Here is an 18010-nt window from a genome sequence, read left to right on the forward strand (position 1 = left end):
CGTGCCCGGTGACGCCGCCCGGAAACGGCGCGAGGCCGGTGCCCGCCCTCAGGGGCGGACACCGGCCTCGCTACGCCGTACAGTTGCCGGCCGGTCGCGGATCAGGCCGCGGCGGCCGGGTCCTCCTCGACGAGGAGGTTGCGGGTGCGGTTCGGGTCGACCGGCACACCCGGGCCCATCGTGGTGGCGAAGGAGGCCTTCTTGATGTACCGGCCCTTCGCCGCCGCGGGCTTCAGCCTGGTGATCTCCTCAAGGGCAGCGGCGTAGTTCTCGACGAGCTGCTGCTCGCCGAAGGACGCCTTGCCGATGATGAAGTGCAGGTTGGCGTGCTTGTCGACGCGGAACTCGATCTTGCCGCCCTTGATGTCGTTCACGGCCTTGGTCACGTCGGGGGTGACGGTGCCGGTCTTCGGGTTCGGCATCAGGCCACGCGGACCGAGCACGCGGCCGAGGCGGCCGACCTTGCCCATCAGGTCCGGGGTGGCGACGACGGCGTCGAAGTCGAGACGGCCGCCGGCGACCTCCTCGATGAGCTCGTCGGAACCGACGATGTCGGCCCCAGCGGCCTCCGCCGCCGCAGCACGGTCGCCGGTCGCGAAGACCAGGACCCGGGCGGTCTTACCGGTGCCGTGCGGGAGGTTGACGGTGCCGCGGACCATCTGGTCGGCCTTGCGCGGGTCGACACCCAGGCGCATGGCGACCTCGACGGTCGCGTCGAACTTCTTCGTGGAGGTCTCCTTGGCGAGGCGGACGGCCTCCAGCGGCGCGTACAGCCGCGCCTTGTCGATCTTCGCGTCCGCTTCGCGGAGAGTCTTGCTGCGCTTCACTGCTGCTCCTGACGGTATGGAGTCGTGGTGCGGGCCAGCGCCTGACCCTGCCACGGGGGTGGGATCGGTTGCCGGGGGCTCAGCCCTCGACGGTCACACCCATGGAACGGGCGGTACCGGCGATGATCTTCTCCGCCTGGTCCAGATCGTTGGCGTTGAGGTCGGGCATCTTGGTCGTGGCGATCTCGCGCACCTGGTCACGGCTGATCTTGGCGACCTTGGTGGTGTGCGGGGTGCCCGAGCCCTTCTCGACGCCCGCGGCCTTGAGGATCATCTTCGAGGCCGGCGGCGTCTTGGTGACGAAGGTGAAGGAGCGGTCCTCGTAGACCGTGATCTCCACCGGGATCACCCAGCCACGCTGCGACTCGGTCGCCGCGTTGTAGGCCTTGCAGAACTCCATGATGTTGACGCCGTGCTGACCCAGCGCCGGGCCGACCGGCGGAGCCGGGTTGGCCGCACCGGCCTGGATCTGGAGCTTGATCAGCCCCGCGACCTTCTTCTTCTTGGGAGGCATGTTCTCTCCGGGTCCTGGTGAGAGGTGATTCGTCCGCCGCCCGTCACCCGGGCGGAGGCATACCGCACAACGATAGCCCGTACCGTTACGCGGCTTGAAACCGAGCAGGTCAGGAAGGGCGCGAAGGCCCTTCCTGACCTGTCCGGAAGCTGGTTCTCCCACCCCTGGCGGCATCAGCGGCCGGGCGTCGGCACCGAGGGTGCTGCCCGGCCGGAGCCCGGGTGGGGAGGGTCAGTTCTTCTGGATCTGGTCGAAGCTGAGCTCGACCGGGGTCTCGCGTCCGAAGATCTCGACGAGGCCCTTGACCTTCTTGGAGTCGGCGTTGATCTCGTTGATGGTCGCCTGGAGGGTGGCGAACGGACCGTCGGTGACGGTGACCGAGTCGCCGACCTCGAAGTCGAGGACCTGGACCTCCACCTTGCGGCCGGGGGTGCCCGCGGGCTTCCCCTCCTCGTCGGCGGCGGCGGCCTTGGCGGCCTTCTCCTCGGCCTCGGGGGCCAGCATCTTGACGATCTCGTCGAGCGTCAGCGGGTACGGGTCGTAGGCGTTGCCGACGAAGCCGGTGACACCGGGCGTGTTGCGGACGACGCCCCACGACTCGTTGGTGAGGTCCATCCGGACCAGCACATAGCCGGGGAGCTTGTTCTGGCGCACGGTGCGGCGGTCGCCGTTCTTGATCTGGACGACCTCCTCCTGCGGCACCTCGGCCTGGAAGATGAAGTCCTCGACGTTGAGCGAGACGGCGCGCTGCTCCAGGTTGGTCTTCACGCGGTTCTCGTAGCCCGCGTAGGTGTGGATCACATACCACTCGCCGGGCAGGAAGCGCAGTTCGTCGCGGAGCTGGGCGACGGGGTCGACCTGCTCCTCCTCGGCCTCGGCTGCGGGCTCCTCGGCTGCGGCGGCAGCGTCCTCGGGGGACTCGACGACCGCGATCCCGGCCTCGTCCTCCTCGCGGACGGCGGCCTCCTCGGCGGGCTCACCGGCAGCGGCCTCGGCGGCTTCCGCCCGGTCGACGCTGCTGTCCGCGGCCTCGACGATGTCGCGCGCCGTGTCATCACCCTCGGCGGGCTCGACGGCATCGTTCATGTTCGGCTCAGACACGGTGGCTGCTTCTTCCTGGCTTCAAGGGGTCGAACATGCGGAAAGCCCCGCGAAGGGGGCTCTGCGCGGAGGGTCAGCCGAAGACGTGTTTCATGACTTCGGTCAGCCCATAGTCAATCACGAACACCAAGGCGATGATGATGACCACGAAGACGATCACCACGCTCGTGTACGTGGAAAGCTGCTGCCGCGTCGGCCAGACGACCTTCCGGAGCTCCGCGATGATCTGGCGGTAGAAAAGGCCGAGTCGCGCCAGAGGCCCCTTCTTCGCCCGCTTTCCGCCCTTGCGCGGCTTGTTGCCCTCGGACGACCCTCCGGGCTCGGGGACCTCGGTGGTATCCGTGATCTCCGTCACTCGTCCTCACCTGATCCGGGTCGTTGCCCTGCGGCGTCCGGCCCGGCCGCACGGCGGTGCAATTCAGTGCAATTCACGCATGGTACGCACGCACACACCTTGGCGACGTGTGTGTAGCAGGGCCGGAGGGACTCGAACCCCCAACCGCTGGTTTTGGAGACCAGTGCTCTTCCAATTGAGCTACGACCCTTTGTGTTCCCTCAACCTACCGCATCCATGCCCTCGCACGGAGTGCGCATCGCGAGCGGGCTGCGAGTGACGGTTGAAGGCCAACGACATGGGAGTGTACGTGCTCAGGAGCCGGGCGTCGAACAGGATCCACCCGACCACCCCCACCGGAGGCCCCACCGGAGCCCCCACCGGAGGCCCGGCCGAAGGCGGCACCGCGCCCCCGCCGGAGGCACTCACACCGCCCGGTCGGAGGCCGCACCGCCGCCCGCCGGAGGGGCGCACCGCCCGCGCCGAATGTGACGCGGTAGCCGCGGAACCCCGGTGCCCCGGGGCTGCCGGGTCTGGGAACATGCCTCTATGACCGCAGCGACTCCCCCTGCACAGCCCTCGTCCGAGCGGCGCCTGTCGGCCCGCATCAGCGCGATCTCCGAGTCCGCCACGCTGGCCGTGGACGCCAAGGCCAAGGCGTTGAAGGCCGCCGGACGCCCCGTGATCGGCTTCGGCGCCGGCGAGCCGGACTTCCCGACGCCCGACTACATCGTCGAGGCGGCCGTCAACGCGGCCCGCGATCCGAAGAACCACCGCTACTCCCCCGCCGGTGGACTTCCCGAACTGAAGTCCGCCCTCGTCGACAAGACGCTCCGCGACTCCGGCTACCAGGTCGACGTCTCGCAGGTGCTCGTCACCAACGGCGGCAAGCAGGCGATCTACGAGGCGTTCGCCGCGCTGCTCGACCCGGGCGACGAGGTCATCGTCCCCGCGCCCTACTGGACCACCTACCCGGAGTCCATCCGGCTGGCGGGCGGCGTGCCGGTGGAGGTCGTCGCGGACGAGACCACCGGATACCGGGTCTCGGTCGAGCAGTTGGAGGCCGCGCGCACCGAGAAGACGAAGGTGCTGCTGTTCGTCTCCCCCTCGAACCCGACCGGCGCCGTCTACCCGCGCGAGCAGGTCGAGGAGATCGGCCGCTGGGCGGTGGAGCACGGGCTGTGGGTGCTCACCGACGAGATCTACGAGCACCTGGTCTACGGCGACGCGGAGTTCACCTCGCTCCCGGCGGTCGTCCCCGAGCTGCGCGACAAGTGCGTGGTCGTCAACGGCGTGGCCAAGACGTACGCCATGACGGGCTGGCGCGTGGGGTGGCTGATCGGTCCGCAGGACGTGATCAAGGGCGCGACGAACCTGCAGTCGCACGCCACCTCGAACGTCAGCAACGTCTCGCAGGCCGCCGCGCTGGCCGCCGTCTCCGGCGACCTGGACGCCGTGGCGGAGATGCGTGCCGCGTTCGACCGGCGCCGCCGCACCATCGTGCGGATGCTCAACGAGATCGACGGCGTGCTCTGCCCCGAACCGGAGGGCGCGTTCTACGCGTACCCGTCGGTGAAGGCGCTGCTGGGCAAGGAGATCCGCGGCAAGCGGCCCGCCACCTCGGTCGAGCTGGCCGCACTGATCCTGGAGGAGGTCGAGGTCGCGGTCGTCCCGGGTGAGGCGTTCGGCACCCCCGGCTACCTGCGGCTGTCCTACGCGCTGGGCGACGAGGACCTGGCCGAGGGCGTCTCGCGGATCCAGAAGCTGCTCGCGGAGGCCCGCGACTGACCGGCCGGCCCCCATGGGGAGCGAAGCGGGCCCGGAGGCGCTGCCTCCGGGCCCGCTCGCGTTTTCGGAACATCCCCTTCCGGGAACCGGCTGTCTCTCCGGGGCCCTGATGCGGCAGGATCTGGGAATGTTGCACTCTTCCGGGGAGCGGGACCCGCGTACGCTGCCGAAGGCCCATCTGCATCTGCACTTCACCGGGTCGATGCGCCCCTCCACACTGCTCGAACTGGCGGACAAGTACGGCGTGCACCTGCCGGACGCGCTGAGCGGCGCCGAGCCGCCGAAGCTGCGGGCGACCGACGAGCGCGGCTGGTTCCGGTTCCAGCGGCTGTACGACATCGCGCGGTCCTGCCTGCGGGAGCCCGAGGACATCCAGCGACTGGTGCGCGAGGCGGCCCAGGAAGACCTGCGGGACGGCTCGCGCTGGCTGGAGATCCAGGTCGATCCCACCTCCTACGCGCCGCGGCTGGGCGGACTCACACCCGCGCTGGAGATCATCCTGGACGCGGTGGAGACCACGTCCCGGGAGACCGGCCTCGGCATCCGCCTGCTGGTGGCGGCCAACCGGATGAAGCACCCGCTGGACGCCCGCACCCTCGCCCGGCTCGCGGTGCGCTACCGGGACCGCGGCATCGTGGGGTTCGGCCTCTCCAACGACGAACGACGCGGCTTCGCACGCGATTTCGACCGTGCCTTCACCATCGCGCGGGAGGGCGGGCTGCTCGCGGCACCGCACGGCGGCGAACTCTCCGGGCCGAGCAGCGTCCGGGACTGCCTGGACGATCTGCGCGCCGGCCGGATCGGCCACGGAGTGCGCGCCGCGGAGGACCCCTGGCTGCTGGCCCGGCTGGCCGAACGGCAGGTGACCTGCGAGGTCTGCCCCGCCTCCAATGTCGCGCTCGGCGTCTACGACAAAGCGGCCGACGTCCCGCTGCGGGCGCTGTGGGACGCCGGGGTGCCGGTGGCGCTCGGCGCCGACGACCCGCTGCTGTTCGGCTCCCGGCTGGCCGCCCAGTACGAGCTGGTGCGCCGGGAGCACGGCTTCTCGGACGCGGAGCTGGCGGAACTGGCCCGGCAGTCCGTGCGCGGCGCCTCGATGCCGCAGGGCGTCCGGGACGAGATCCTGGCCGACATCGACGCCTGGCTGGCGGCCGAACCGGGCTGACTGCGGGACGCCGGGAGCTGTCGCCACGGACGCCGGGCGGCCGGCCCGCGGGACGCCGGGGCGCGGGGACGGCGCGGCTGCCGCACCCGCCGGGGTGTGCCCGCCGCGGGAGCCGGGCGCTCGTCCGTGCGCTGCCGCTACAGTGCGCAGCCGACCATCACGGGTTCGTTGGTGAGGTCGACGCCGAAGGCGTCCCGCACCCCCTCGCGCACCTCCCGGGCCAGCCCGAGCAGGTCCGCCGTGGCGGCCGAGCCGCGGTTGGTGAGCGCCAGCGTGTGCTTGGTGGAGATCCGGGCCGGGCCCCGGCCATACCCCTTGGTGAAGCCCGCCCTGTCGATGAGCCAGGCCGCGGACGTCTTCGTCCGGCCGTCCCCCGCCGGGAAGGCCGGGGGTGCCACGTCCGGACCGAGCCGCTCGGCCACCCGGTCGAGGAAGGCCGCGTACTCCGCCTCGTCCAGGATCGGGTTGGTGAAGAACGACCCGGCCGACCAGGTGTCGTGGTCCTCGGGGTCGAGCACCATGCCCTTGCCGGCGCGCAGCCGCAGCACGGTCTCGCGGGCCTCGGCGACCGGCACCCGGTCCCCCGTCCCGACCCCGAGAAGGCGCGCCGTCTCCCCGTACTTGATCGGTGCGGACCTGCCTTCCGCGTCCTCCAGCTCGAAGCGGACCCGCAGCACGACGTGGCGCGCAGGGTCGGCCTTGAAGCGGCTGTGCCGGTAGGAGAAGTCGCACTCTTCGTTCGAGAGGGTGACCGTCTCGCGGGTCCGTCGGTCGTAGGCGACGACCTCGGTGAGCGTGCTGGAGACCTCCTGGCCGTACGCGCCGACGTTCTGGATCGGCGTGGCGCCCGCGGAGCCGGGGATGCCGGCCAGGCACTCGACGCCCGCCAGCCCGGCCTCGACGGTACGTGCGACGGCGTCCGACCAGTTCTCGCCCGCCGCCAGCTCCAGCCGGGTGCCGGAGAGCGAGGAACCGCCGGTCGCGATGTGCAGGACGGTCCCCGCGAAGCCGTCGTCGGAGATCACGAGGTTGCTGCCGCCCGCGATGATCAGCAGCGGCGTACCGCTGTCGTCGGCCTCGCGGACCGCCGCGATCACCTCGTCGTCGGTCGTCGCCGTGACCAGCCGCCGGGCCGGGCCGCCGAGGCGCAGCGTCGTCAGCGGGGCGAGCGAGACCAGGGGGACACCGGGGTCAACGTAGAGTTCCTGCACGCGCTCCAGAGTACGGGGGCGCGTGCACTGCTCGACCGGAGGCCGTGCCGGACCGTCGCGTCGGCTCGCCGGACTCCGGTCCGCGGGGAGCCGGAAGCGGCTGGACCCGGGCTCCCGGGTCCGCCGGGTACGGGCTGGGGCCCGGTCCGTCAGGCGAGCCGGACCACGGCGCGGGACATCCCCAGCACCTTGGCGCCGGCGCTGCTGACCGTCAGGTCCACCTGGACCGTACGGGCCTCGTCGTCCAGCTTCTTGGCGACCTTCGCCGCCACCTCGATGGCAGCGCCCCGGTCGTCGTCCGGGACGACGACCGGCTTGGTGAAGCGCACCCCGTACTCGACCAGCGCGCCGGGGTCGCCCGTCCAGTCGGTGATCACCCGAGCGGCCTCGGCCATGGTGAACATGCCGTGCGCGATCACGTTCGGCAGCCCGACGTCCTTGGCGAATCGCTCGTTCCAGTGAATGGGGTTGAAGTCCCCGGAGGCGCCCGCGTACCGGACCAGCCGCTCGCGGTCCACGGGGAAGGTGCGGGCGGGCAGCTCCGTGCCCACCTCCACGTCGGCGTAGGCGATCTGCGCTGTCATGTCCGTCACTCCCCTTCGGCCGCTTCCACCGCACGCGCCACCAGCTTGGTGTACACGGTCACCACCGGCTCTCCCGCCGCGTCCCGGACGTCGCCGCGCACGTCGAGGACCTCGTTGCCCGCCAGGGACTTGATGGACTCGATCGTCGAGGTGGTCGAGAGCAGGTCTCCGGCGCGGGCCGGGCGGTGGTGGACGAAGCGCTGCCCCCCGTGCACCACCCGTGAGTAGTCCAGTCCCAGTTCCGGGTCCTGCACCACGGAGAAGGCTTCTCGGAACGTGACGGAGAATACGAAAGTGGGCGGCGCGATCACCTCCGGGTGACCGAGCGCCCGGGCCGCCTCGGCGTCCGTGTAGGCGGGGTTGTCGTCCCCGATGGCCTCCGCGAACTCGCGGATCTTCTCCCTGCCGACCTCATAGGGCCTGCTGGGCGGATACGTCCGTCCGACGAAGGACTGGTCGAGTGCCATCTGCGGCGCCTCCTGCGGCAGTGCGGCGGATTCACGACGAGTACGGCTGCGCGGGACGTCCGGTTCCGGAGTGCCGGACACCGGACACAGCACGAGGCCGACCCCGTTCGACGGGGACGGCCTCGAAGCGCGAGACGATTCAGCGCGTCTCGCGGTGCACGGTGTGCCGGTTGTCACGCGGACAGAACTTCTTCATCTCAAGCCTGTCCGGGTTGTTGCGCCGGTTCTTCTTCGTGATGTAGTTCCGCTCCTTGCACTCCACGCAGGCCAGCGTGATCTTCGGGCGGACGTCTGTGGCAGCCACGTGAGTGCTCCTTGACGAACGGACGGGTTTTAACGCAGAAAGAGTAGCCGATCGGAGGACCGACCCCACAACCGGCTACTGTCGGTGAAGTAGCGGTGACCGGACTTGAACCGGTGACACAGCGATTATGAGCCGCTTGCTCTACCGACTGAGCTACACCGCCACGATGCGGCGACCTCCCGACGGAAGATCTCTCACATCAGAGCCCCAAAACGGAATCGAACCGTTGACCTTCTCCTTACCATGGAGACGCTCTGCCGACTGAGCTATTGGGGCGAGCGATGAAGACATTACACGCCCCGCCGCCAAACGTGAAATCGGTATTCGCCCCGCCGACGCCCCCCGGCCGGCCTCCGGATCACCCCTGATCCGTCCCCGAACGCCGCCCCTCCCGCCGCCCCGTCGCCTCCTCCCGGCCCTCCTCCCGGCCGCCGTGGGCTGCCCGACCGACCACCCCGTGTCCGAGCCCCGGGCCGGCCTCGCGCCACCCCCGGTTCGCCCCGGTTCGCCCCCGGTTCGCCCCCGGCGTCCCGCCGTCGTACCGCCTCCGGCACACCACCCGGGACGGGCCCGGCACACCACACCGGTACGACTATTCGTCTCCTCCCCGTCGGCGCTCACTGCGCGTCCTACTCTCGTCCCACATACGACGTGGGGGTCAGATGACCGACAGCGAGCCACAGGAACCGGGAAGGGCGGGGCGGGATTCCCGCGACGCCGCCCGGCAGTCCGCCCGCCCGGCACGCTCCCTCGTGCTGTGCGGCGCGCGACTGGCCGACGGCCGCACGGTCGACGTACGCCTCGTCGGCGAACGCATCGAAGCCGTCGGCACCGCCGGCAGCCTCGGCACGGCACAGGACAGCGCCACCCGGATCGATCTGTCCGGATATCTGCTGCTCCCCGCCCCCGCCGAACCCCACGCGCACTACGACACGGCGCTGACCGCGGGCCCGCCCGGCCGCCCCGACCTCGGCCGGCCCGGCGACAGCGCCGACCCCGCCGCGGACGACGTGCAGCGGCGCACCACCGAAGCGGCGCTCCTCCAGCTCAGCCAGGGCGCGACCGCGCTGCGCACCCATGTGCACATCGGTGACGTGGCGGGACTGCGCTCCCTGGCAGCGGTGCTGCAGGCCCGCAGGTCGCTGCGCGGCCTCGTGGACCTCAGCGCCGTCGCCGTGCCCCGGCTGCTGACCGGCGCCGCGGGAGCCGAGGGGCTGTCGATGCTGCGGGACGCGGTGAAGATGGGCGCCGCGGCCGTCGGCGGCTGCCCCGACCTGGACCCCGATCCGGGCGGTTACGTGGAGGCGGTTCTGGACGTCGCGGCCGAGCACGGCTGCCAGGTCGACCTGCACACCGACGGCAGCGACCCGGCGCGCCTCGCACGCCTCGCCGCCGCGGTCGGCGGGCTGCGGCCCGGTGTCGTCATCGGCCCCTGCGGCGGCCTCGCCCGGCAGCCGCTCCAGACCGCTCAGCGCGCCGCCGGCCAACTGGCCGCCGCCGGGGTGACGGTGGTCTGCCTGCCGCAGGGCAACTGCGGCGTACTCGAACGCTCCACCCCCACCGCCCCGTCCCGGACGGCGCCCGTCCGGATGCTGCTGGCGGCAGGGGTCGCGATCGCCGCGGGCAGCGGGGCGCTGCGGGACGCCGCCAACCAGGTGGGCCGCGGTGACCCGCTGGAAGCCGCTTATCTGCTCGCCTCGCACGGAGAAGCCCGCCCGTACAACGCCTACGAGACGATCAGCACCCGTGCCCGCGCCGCGATGGGACTGCCCGAAGTGCGCGTCGAAGCCGGGTTCCCCGCGGAGTTGCTCGCGGTCCGCGGTACCGAACTGGCCGCGGCGCTCTCCCTCGCCTACAGCCGGATCGTCGTCCACCGGGGGCGCGTCGTGGCACGCACCAGCGCCGTGCGGGAGTACTGCGACCTGGTCGGAGCACGCGAGTTGGGCCTGCCGCGCCAGTCACAGGGGTGACGGAACGGGCGGACGGGCGCGCCCCCGCTCCGGCGGGCCGGGGGTGCGCCGTCGGCTGCAGCGGTGGGCGTACGGTCGGAGGATGCGCACAGTTATCGCTGGTGGACACGGTCAGATCGCGTTGCGGCTGGAGCGGCTGCTCGCCGGGCGCGGGGATGCGGTGGCGGGGATCGTCCGCCGCCCCGGGCAGGCGAGCGCCCTCCTGGCCGCGGGTGCCGAACCCGTCGTGTGCGACCTGGAGACGGCCGGTGTCGAAGAGGTGACACGGCATCTGGAGGGCGCCGACGCAGTCGTCTTCGCCGCCGGGGCCGGACCGGGCAGCGGTAGTGCCCGCAAGCAGTCGGTGGACCATCGCGCGGCCGTCCTGTGCGCCGACGCGGCACAGGCTGCGGGCGTGCGACGCTACGTGATGGTCTCCGCAATGCGCGCCGACGCGCTCCTCGACGGCACCCCCGACGGGATGGACCCCGTCTTCGCGGACTACCTGCGGGCCAAGGGCGCCGCCGACGACGACCTCCGGGCCCGTCCCGACCTCGACTGGACAGTGCTGCGCCCCGGCCGGCTCACCGACGGGACCGGCACCGGCCGCGTCCACCTGGCCCCTGAGACCGGCCGCGGCGAAGTCACACGGGACGACGTGGCCGCCGTCCTCATGGCCCTGCTCGACGAGCCCCGCACCGCAGGACTGACCCTGGAACTCATCGGCGGCCGCATGCCGATCCCCGAGGCGATCGACGAGATCGCCGGGGTGGAAGGAAGCTGACGGGGAGTCCGCTTCCGGCCGGCGCCCCGGCGCCGGCCGGGCAGCGCTCGCGCGGCGAGGCGACAGTCCGCCCCGCGCCCCCGTCACCCGAACTGGCCCGGCTGATAGGCGCCGGCGGGCTGCTGGACGATGACGTTCCCGCGGTTGAAGGCGTTGATCAGGGCGATGAGCGAAACCAGGGCCGCGAGCTGCTCCTCGTCGTAGTGCTCGGCGGCGGCCGCCCAGGCCTCGTCGGTGACCCCGCCCGCCGCGTCCGCGATGCGGGTACCCTGCTCCGCGAGCTCCAGCGCGGCCCGCTCGGCCGCGGTGAACACGGTCGCCTCCCGCCAGGCCGCGACCAGATGGAGCCGCGTCGAGGTCTCGCCCGCGTGCGCGGCTTCCTTGGTGTGCATGTCGGTGCAGAACCCGCAGCCGTTGATCTGACTGGCGCGGATCTTCACCAGTTCCTGCGTCGCGGGCGGCAGCGTCGAGTCCTCCACCACCTTGCCGGCCGCCACGATGTGCTTCATGAACCTGCTCAGCAGCGGGCTCTCGAAAAGGTTCAGACGCGCTTCCACGGTGCACTCCTTGCTTGCCGTTGTCGATGACTGCACCTGTTCCGACGGGTGAGCCCCCGCCGGATGTGACACGGCAGGAATGTGACGTGCGTCTCCCCCGCCTCCGGCTGCGTCGGACGCGCTGACGGGCACATGGCAGGATCTCGAGAATGAACGGCTACGGCGAACTCTCCCTGCGTGCGGGAGGACGGCCCATCCGCGTGGGCCTCGCGCCGGCGGCACTGACGGCGCTTGTGGCGGGAGTCGCGGCCGGACTCGGCGTCGCCCGCGCCGAGGAGTGGGGCATCATCTCCGGCGTGGTCGGCGCGGGGACCGTCCTGGGCGCTTTCGCCGTGCTCGGGCGCCGCGTGCAGGCGGGTCCTGCGGGGCTGCGCTTCCGCACGCTGCTGCGGTGGCGCCGGCTGGACTGGAAGGAGACCGCAGGCTTCGAGGACCTCCGGGTGGACAGCAGCGACCCTCGCCTCCGCAGCACCAATCTGCCTGTCGCGGCCAGGCTGCGGGACGGGGCTCTCGTCGTGCTGCCGGTGCCGTACCTCGCCGCCGAGGAAGCCGGGACCTTCCACGAGGAGACGGCCCGACTGCGCGCGCTGCGACGCGGCTACGCGGACGACACCTCGCCGGGGTAGCGGGAGAACGTCCGGCAGCGCCGTGCGCGTCGCCGCCCCACCGTCACCCCGCACAGCAGAAAGGGCCCGCCCCAGCGTTTCCGCTGGTCGCGGGCCCTTTCGAGGCTGTGGCGGCGCCAGGATTCGAACCTGGGAAGGCTGAGCCGGCAGATTTACAGTCTGCTCCCTTTGGCCGCTCGGGCACACCGCCGGGGATTGCTGCCGGGCACTCCGCCTGGGGCGGTGCGCCGTGGCAACGGTGTAAACCATACCCGATGCACCGGGGTGGTTCGCCACCCGGTTGATCAGCCGCGCGGGGCCGTCGGGCGGGTCGCCGGGCAGGACCTCGGGGCAGGCCGGGTGCTCCGCCGCGACGCCCCTCGCCGCAGGGGCCGGAGCACGGTCGCGGGTGGCTAGGCTTTGCGCACGGCCCTCCGGGGTCGTTCTCTGCCGGATCTATGTACGAGGAGCCAACTCACCATGGCCGACGCCAGTTTCGACATCGTCTCGAAGGTCGAGCGGCAGGAGGTCGACAACGCGCTGAACCAGGCCGCGAAGGAGATCTCCCAGCGCTACGACTTCAAGGGTGTGGACGCGTCCCTCGCGTGGTCGGGCGAGCGGATCGAGATGCGGGCGAACTCGGAGGAGCGGGTCAAGGCCGTGCTCGACATCTTCCAGTCCAAGCTGGTCAAGCGGGGTATCTCGCTGAAGGCGCTGGACGCCGGGGAGCCGCAGGCGTCGGGCAAGGAGTACCGCATCTCCGCGTCGCTCGAGGAAGGCATCTCCCAGGACAACGCGAAGAAGGTCGCGAAGGTGATCCGGGACGAGGGGCCCAAGGGCGTGAAGGCCCAAGTGCAGGGCGACGAGCTGCGGGTGACCTCGAAGAGCCGGGACAGCCTGCAGGAGGTCATCGGTCTGCTGAAGGGCAAGGACTTCGACTTCGCCCTTCAGTACGTCAACTTCCGCTGACGACAGCGCACCGTCCCGGCCCGCTCGGTCCCGCCATGCGGCGCGGCCGGGCGGGCCGGCGCCTGCTCCGGACGGCGCGGACGGGCCGACGGATGATCGGCCCCGCCCGCGGCGCGGGCGGGGCTGTGTTCACCAGCGGTACCCCGGGTAGGCCGCCGGGGCGCTGGTGGAGACGATCTCCCGGCCCAGCGGCATCAGCGAGATCGGGACCATCTTGAAGTGCGCCAGCCCGAAGGGGATGCCGATGAGGGTGACGCACAGGCCCACTCCGAGCGTGATGTGGCCGAGGGTGAGCCAGATGCCCGCGAAGACGAGCCAGACGATGTTCCCGGCACCGGAAGCGGCGCCCGCTCCGGGGCGCTGTACGACCGTTCGGCCGAACGGCCACAGGGCGTAGGAGGCGATGCGGAAGCAGGCCAGCCCCCAGGGGACCGTGATGATGAGCACACAGCAGATGAGTCCGGCCAGGACGTAGCCCAGGGCCATCCACAAGCCGGAGAAGATCAGCCAGATGAGATTGAGGAGGGTCTTCACCCGGGCCAGCCTGCCATCTTCTCCAGCCGGGCGACACGTTCCGCCATCGGAGGATGGGTGGAGAAAAGTTTCGTCATACCGCCCTCGCCGCGACGGAACGGATTGGCGATCATCAGATGACTCGCCGTCTCCAGCCGCGGCTCGGGCGGCAGCGGGAGCTGGGCCGTACCGGCCTCCAGCTTGCGCAGGGCCGAGGCGAGCGCCAGGGGGTCCCCGGTGAGCTGCGCCCCGGAGGCGTCCGCCTCGTACTCGCGGGAGCGGGAGACGGCCAACTGGATGAGGGAGGCCGCGAGCGGGCCCAGCAGCATGATCAGCAGCATCCCGACCAGACCGGGACCCTCGTCGTCGTCGGCGCGCCCCACGGGGACCAGCCAGGCGAAGTTGACGAGGAAGAGAACCACCGAGGCGAGGGCGCCCGCGACGGAGGAGATGAGGATGTCCCGGTTGTGGACATGGCTCAACTCGTGGCCCAGAACCCCGCGCAGCTCGCGCTCGTCCAGCAGGCGCAGGATGCCGTCGGTGCAGCACACCGCGGCGTTGCGCGGGTTGCGCCCGGTGGCGAAGGCGTTGGGCGCCTGGGTGGGCGAGAGGTAGAGCCGCGGCATGGGCCGGCGGGCGGCCGTGGACAGCTCCCGGACCATGCGGTAGAGCTGCGGCGCCTCGAACTCGCTGACCGGGCGGGCACGCATGGCGCGCAGTGCGAGCTTGTCGCTGTTCCAGTACGCGTAGGCGTTGGTGCCCAGCGCGATCAGCAGCGCGACGACCAGGCCCGTGGTGCCGAAGAAGCTCCCGATGACGACGATGAGAGCGGACAGCCCTCCCAGGAGCAGGGCTGTCCTCAGCCCGTTGTGCCGGCGGTGCACGGTACGCCCTCCAGATGGTGCTGCGGAGCCCTGACGCGGGCAGACCTTCCGCCCTCAGCAACCCCGTCCAGTGGACCCTCCCTTTTTCGTCAACGGAGAGCGGGCGTTCTCAGTTCCCCCGGGTGTGCCCGTCGGTGTTCCGGCCGGGGTTCTCGTCGGCACAGCGGCAGCGGGCCGGCCGGGCGGTCCCGTCGGCACAGCGGCAGCGGGCCTGTGGGCAGCGCGACGGCGCTGCCGCGGCGTTTCCCGGCGGCGCGGCGTCCCCGCCGCCGCGCGGTCAGAAGAGCGCGGCGGTGGTGAACCGGAGCACGAGCTGCGGCGCCCCGGAGGAGGCCAGTGCGAGCGCCCCGGTCAGCGCGAGGGTCGCGGTGAGCGGGGCGGAGAGCCGCGGGAAGGCCGAGGGTGTCCGCTCCCGGTCCGCGGTGGGGCGGAAGAGCAGCGCGGTCCAGGTGAGGTAGTAGACGAGCGCGACCACGACGTTGAGCGCCATGACGACGGCGAGCCAGCCCAGCCCCGCGTCCACGGCGGACTGGAAGACGGCGACCTTGGCGAACAGGCCGACGACGCCCGGGGGCAGTCCGGCCAGACACAGCAGGAAGAACGCGAGGGCCGCGGCGGCGACCGGACGGGTGTGGACCAGGCCGCGGAAGTCCTCGAGGCGACCGTCCGCACCGGATGGCCGGATCGCGGCGACGACGGCGAAGGCGCCCAGGTTCACGACGGCGTACATCAGCGCGTAGGCGAGCGTGGTGCCGACTGCCCGGTCCGGCTCGTCCGCGTACCCGGCGGCGGCGATGGGGACCAGCAGATAGCCCGCCTGTCCGACCGAGGACCAGGCGAGCAGCCGGACGGCTCCGTGCGCCCGGTCGGTGCGCTGCCGCAGCGCGCCCAGGTTGCCGACGCTCATGGTCAGCGCGGCGAGCACGGCGAGCGCAGGCCCCCAGGCGTCCGCGTACGAGGGGAAGGCCCGCACGGCGACCAGGATCAGCCCGGAGAAGCCCGCTGCCTTGCCGATCACCGACAGGTAGGCGGCCACCGGCACCGGGGCGCCCACATAGGTGTCGGGAACCCAGAAGTGGAAGGGCGCCGCGGCGGTCTTGAAGGCGAAGCCGACCATGGTCAGCGCCACGCCGGTGGCCGCGAGAGTGCTCAGCCGGCTGTCGGTCCCGGGCAGCGCCTCGGCGACGGTGCTCAGGTGCATGCTGCCGGTGGCCGCGTAGACGAAGCTGACGCCCAGCAGCATCACGGCGGTGGCGACCACGGACGACAGGAAGAACTTCAGCGCCGCCTCGGACGAGAGCCGCTCGCCGCGCCGGAGACCGACCAGCGCGAAGGCCGGGAGCGAGGCGACCTCCAGGGCGACGACGAGCGTCGCCAGGTCGCGCGCGGCAGGCAGCAGCGCGGCACCGGCGGCCGAGGAGAGCAGCAGGAACCAGAACTCCCCCGCGGGCAGCCGCTCCCGGCGGACCGCGGTGATGGACAGCAGTGCGGTGACGAAGGCGCCGCCCAGGACGAGGAGCTGCACGGTGAGGGTGAAGGTGTCGGCGACGTAGCTGCACGCGCGCGTGCCGGAGGTGAGGCAGAAGGTGGCGCGGTCCTCGCCGACGAGCGGGACGAGGGCCAGCCCGGCGAGGGCGAGCGCGGCGGCCGAGACCACGCCGAGCAGCCCCTTGTGCCGCTCGGCCAGGAAGAGTTCGGCCACGAGCACGACCAGCGCGGCCACGGCGACGAGGGCGGGCGGCGCGACGGCGGCCCAGTCGATGCTCTGCACGAGGCCGGCGCCCTGGGCGAGGTGGGTGCGCGGCGCCGTCCGGGTGAGGCCGTGCGCGGCATGTTCGGCGGCGAGCGCGGTCATCGGGAGCGCGATCATCGGGCCACTCCTGGCAGGAGGTTCTGTACGGCCGGCTCCATCAGTCCCAGGAGGGCTCCGGGCCACAGTCCGGCGACGAGGGTCAGGACGACCAGCGGGGTCCAGGCGGCGAACTCGTACGGGCGTACGTCCGGCACCGTGGTGAGCGCTTCGGGCCGGACCTCGGCCGGGTCGCCCATACAGACTCGGCGGACGACCTGGAGCAGGTACGCGGCGGTCAACAGGGTGCCCAGGGCGCCGAGGGCGAGGAAGACCAGAAAGGCGGGCCGGCTCAGTCCGGCCGCCGGATGGTAGGCGCCCAGCAGGGCCAGCAGCTCTCCCCAGAACCCGGCCAGTCCGGGCAGCCCCAGGGAGGCCACGGCGGCGAAGGCGAGCAGCCCGCCGAGCCGCGGCGCCCGGCCGTAGAGGGCGCCGCCGGTGGTTCCGGCCAGGGTGTCGAGGTCGCCGGTGCCGGTGCGGTCCTTGACCGCGCCGACGAGGAAGAACAGCAGCCCGGTGATCAGGCCGTGGGCGAGGTTCGCGTACAGCGCGCCGTTGACGCCGGTGCGGGTGAGCGTGGCGATGCCCAGCAGGACGAAGCCCATGTGGCCCACCGAGGAGTAGGCGATCAGCCGCTTGAGGTCGCCCTTGGCGCCCCGGCGCGCGAGGGCGAGGCAGACGAGCGAGCCGTAGAGGATGCCGGCGACGGCGAACGCCGCCAGGTAGGGCGCGAAGGTGTGCGCGCCGTCGGGGACGCCGGGCAGCAGGATCCGCACGAACCCGTAGGTGCCCATCTTCAGCAGCACACCGGCCAGCAGCACGGAGCCCACCGTGGGTGCCGCGGTGTGGGCGTCCGGGAGCCAGCTGTGCAGCGGCCACATGGGCGCCTTGACCGCGAGTCCGATGCCGATGGCCAGGGCCGCGACCACCTGGGTGGTGTGGCCGAGGCCGGAGCCGTGCGCCTGGGCGAGCCGCACCATGTCGAACGTTCCGGCGTTCAGTCCGAGGACCAGCAGCCCGAGCAGCAGCACGACGGAGCCGAGCAGCGTGTAGAGCACGAACTTCCACGCCGCCGGGCCCCGGCCCGCGCCGCCCCACCGGGCGATCAGGAAGTACATCGGGACGAGCACCGTCTCGAACGCCAGGAAGAACAGCACCAGGTCGAGCACCGCGAAGGTGGCGAGGGTGCCGCACTCCAGCAGGAGCAGCAGCGCGACCAGCGCCTTGGGGCCGGGCCCCGGCGGCCGCTTGGCGTAGCAGTGGAGCGCGCACAGGAACGACAGCAGCGCGGTGAGGACGAGCAGCGGCAGCGAGACGCCGTCGGTCCCCAGGTGCAGCCGGACGCCCAGCGCGGGGATCCAGTCCACGTTCGTCTCGGCCTGCATGGTGCCGGGGCGGTCGTGGTCGAAACCGAGGGCCAGCAGGACCGCGAGGACGAGCACGGCGCCGGTGACGGTCACCCCGTGCCGCAGCACGGCCTGCTCGGGGCTGCGGCCGCGCAGGCCGGGCGGTGCGGGCAGCAGCGCGGCGGCCGCTCCGAGCAGCGGCAGGGCGACGACGGCGATCAGGAGCGCCTGCAGGACAGTGTCGTCGAGCGGGATCACG

At 72.0% G+C, this 18010-nt stretch carries 19 protein-coding genes and 4 tRNA genes; 6 read left to right on the forward strand and 17 right to left on the reverse strand.

Features of this window, described 5'->3' with window-relative positions:
- Positions 1 to 101: 101 nt before the first annotated feature.
- The 5 genes from rplA to P2424_RS27265 form a co-directional block, all read right to left on the reverse strand.
- Positions 102 to 827 carry a 50S ribosomal protein L1 gene (gene rplA, locus P2424_RS27245; protein WP_276478328.1) on the reverse strand — a complete coding sequence of 242 codons (726 nt, stop codon included), beginning with the start codon at positions 825 to 827 and terminating at the stop codon, positions 102 to 104.
- Positions 828 to 906: 79 nt separating this feature from the next.
- The gene (rplK, locus tag P2424_RS27250) at positions 907 to 1341 is read right to left on the reverse strand and encodes a 50S ribosomal protein L11 (RefSeq protein ID WP_019354214.1); all 435 of its coding nucleotides are present in this window, start codon (positions 1339 to 1341) and stop codon (positions 907 to 909) included.
- 231 nt (positions 1342 to 1572) lie between these two features.
- On the reverse strand, positions 1573 to 2442 hold the full coding sequence (gene nusG, locus P2424_RS27255; RefSeq protein WP_276478329.1) for a transcription termination/antitermination protein NusG: 870 nt from the start codon (positions 2440 to 2442) through the stop codon (positions 1573 to 1575).
- Between the two features lie 73 nt (positions 2443 to 2515).
- Positions 2516 to 2797 (reverse strand): preprotein translocase subunit SecE, encoded by a 282-nt coding sequence (gene secE, locus P2424_RS27260; RefSeq protein WP_276478330.1) that lies wholly within the window; start codon positions 2795 to 2797, stop codon positions 2516 to 2518.
- 117 nt (positions 2798 to 2914) lie between these two features.
- Positions 2915 to 2987: transfer RNA gene (locus P2424_RS27265), tRNA-Trp, on the reverse strand.
- 338 nt (positions 2988 to 3325) lie between these two features.
- Here P2424_RS27265 and P2424_RS27270 point away from each other — a divergent pair.
- Positions 3326 to 4564, forward strand: coding sequence for a pyridoxal phosphate-dependent aminotransferase (locus P2424_RS27270; protein WP_276478331.1), 1239 nt, complete (start codon positions 3326 to 3328; stop codon positions 4562 to 4564).
- A gap of 127 nt (positions 4565 to 4691) precedes the next feature.
- Positions 4692 to 5729 (forward strand): adenosine deaminase, encoded by a 1038-nt coding sequence (locus P2424_RS27275; RefSeq protein ID WP_276478332.1) that lies wholly within the window; start codon positions 4692 to 4694, stop codon positions 5727 to 5729.
- 137 nt (positions 5730 to 5866) lie between these two features.
- Here P2424_RS27275 and P2424_RS27280 read toward each other — a convergent pair whose 3' ends face one another.
- The 6 genes from P2424_RS27280 to P2424_RS27305 all read right to left on the reverse strand — a co-directional run bounded on the left by P2424_RS27280 (position 5867) and on the right by P2424_RS27305 (position 8571).
- Complete coding sequence (locus P2424_RS27280; protein ID WP_276478333.1) at positions 5867 to 6940, reverse strand: UDP-N-acetylmuramate dehydrogenase; 1074 nt, start codon at positions 6938 to 6940, stop codon at positions 5867 to 5869.
- 149 nt (positions 6941 to 7089) lie between these two features.
- The gene (locus P2424_RS27285; RefSeq protein WP_276478334.1) at positions 7090 to 7524 is read right to left on the reverse strand and encodes a MaoC family dehydratase; all 435 of its coding nucleotides are present in this window, start codon (positions 7522 to 7524) and stop codon (positions 7090 to 7092) included.
- Between the two features lie 5 nt (positions 7525 to 7529).
- Positions 7530 to 7991, reverse strand: a complete 462-nt coding sequence (locus tag P2424_RS27290) for a MaoC family dehydratase N-terminal domain-containing protein (protein ID WP_276478335.1) — start codon at positions 7989 to 7991, stop codon at positions 7530 to 7532.
- Between the two features lie 139 nt (positions 7992 to 8130).
- On the reverse strand, positions 8131 to 8295 hold the full coding sequence (rpmG, locus tag P2424_RS27295; protein ID WP_019354206.1) for a 50S ribosomal protein L33: 165 nt from the start codon (positions 8293 to 8295) through the stop codon (positions 8131 to 8133).
- Between the two features lie 90 nt (positions 8296 to 8385).
- Positions 8386 to 8458 (reverse strand) — tRNA-Met (locus P2424_RS27300).
- A 40-nt stretch (positions 8459 to 8498) separates the two neighbouring features.
- Positions 8499 to 8571 (reverse strand) — tRNA-Thr (locus P2424_RS27305).
- A gap of 386 nt (positions 8572 to 8957) precedes the next feature.
- On the opposite strand from P2424_RS27305, the gene P2424_RS27310 reads away from it, so the two are divergent.
- The gene (locus P2424_RS27310) at positions 8958 to 10265 is read left to right on the forward strand and encodes an amidohydrolase family protein (protein ID WP_276478336.1); all 1308 of its coding nucleotides are present in this window, start codon (positions 8958 to 8960) and stop codon (positions 10263 to 10265) included.
- An 82-nt stretch (positions 10266 to 10347) separates the two neighbouring features.
- A complete protein-coding gene (locus P2424_RS27315; RefSeq protein WP_276478337.1) occupies positions 10348 to 11028 on the forward strand; it encodes an SDR family oxidoreductase in 681 nt (226 codons plus the stop codon).
- 83 nt (positions 11029 to 11111) lie between these two features.
- Here P2424_RS27315 and P2424_RS27320 read toward each other — a convergent pair whose 3' ends face one another.
- Entirely contained in the window at positions 11112 to 11585 is a 474-nt protein-coding gene (locus P2424_RS27320) for a carboxymuconolactone decarboxylase family protein (RefSeq protein WP_276478338.1), read from the reverse strand.
- 149 nt (positions 11586 to 11734) lie between these two features.
- Between P2424_RS27320 and P2424_RS27325 the strand changes: the two genes are divergently transcribed.
- Positions 11735 to 12211, forward strand: a complete 477-nt coding sequence (locus tag P2424_RS27325) for a hypothetical protein (protein WP_276478339.1) — start codon at positions 11735 to 11737, stop codon at positions 12209 to 12211.
- Between the two features lie 108 nt (positions 12212 to 12319).
- Here P2424_RS27325 and P2424_RS27330 read toward each other — a convergent pair.
- A tRNA-Tyr gene (locus P2424_RS27330) sits at positions 12320 to 12401 on the reverse strand.
- A 269-nt stretch (positions 12402 to 12670) separates the two neighbouring features.
- On the opposite strand from P2424_RS27330, the gene P2424_RS27335 reads away from it, so the two are divergent.
- A complete protein-coding gene (locus P2424_RS27335; RefSeq protein WP_276478340.1) occupies positions 12671 to 13159 on the forward strand; it encodes a YajQ family cyclic di-GMP-binding protein in 489 nt (162 codons plus the stop codon).
- Between the two features lie 129 nt (positions 13160 to 13288).
- On the opposite strand, the gene P2424_RS27340 is transcribed toward P2424_RS27335, so the two are convergent.
- The 4 genes from P2424_RS27340 to P2424_RS27355 form a co-directional block, all read right to left on the reverse strand.
- Positions 13289 to 13693: a YccF domain-containing protein gene (locus P2424_RS27340; protein WP_276478341.1), complete on the reverse strand. Its 405-nt coding sequence runs from the start codon at positions 13691 to 13693 to the stop codon at positions 13289 to 13291.
- Positions 13690 to 14556 (reverse strand): zinc metalloprotease HtpX, encoded by an 867-nt coding sequence (gene htpX / locus P2424_RS27345; RefSeq protein WP_276478342.1) that lies wholly within the window; start codon positions 14554 to 14556, stop codon positions 13690 to 13692. Before htpX ends, P2424_RS27340 begins: the two co-directional genes overlap by 4 nt.
- 277 nt (positions 14557 to 14833) lie before the next feature.
- Complete coding sequence (locus P2424_RS27350; RefSeq protein ID WP_276478343.1) at positions 14834 to 16426, reverse strand: NADH-quinone oxidoreductase subunit N; 1593 nt, start codon at positions 16424 to 16426, stop codon at positions 14834 to 14836.
- Entirely contained in the window at positions 16423 to 18009 is a 1587-nt protein-coding gene (locus P2424_RS27355) for an NADH-quinone oxidoreductase subunit M (RefSeq protein ID WP_276478344.1), read from the reverse strand. The genes P2424_RS27350 and P2424_RS27355 overlap by 4 nt, the downstream gene beginning before the upstream one ends.
- Position 18010 lies beyond the last annotated feature (1 nt).

This window comes from Streptomyces sp. WMMB303, from assembly GCF_029351045.1.
Lineage (GTDB): Bacteria > Actinomycetota > Actinomycetes > Streptomycetales > Streptomycetaceae > Streptomyces.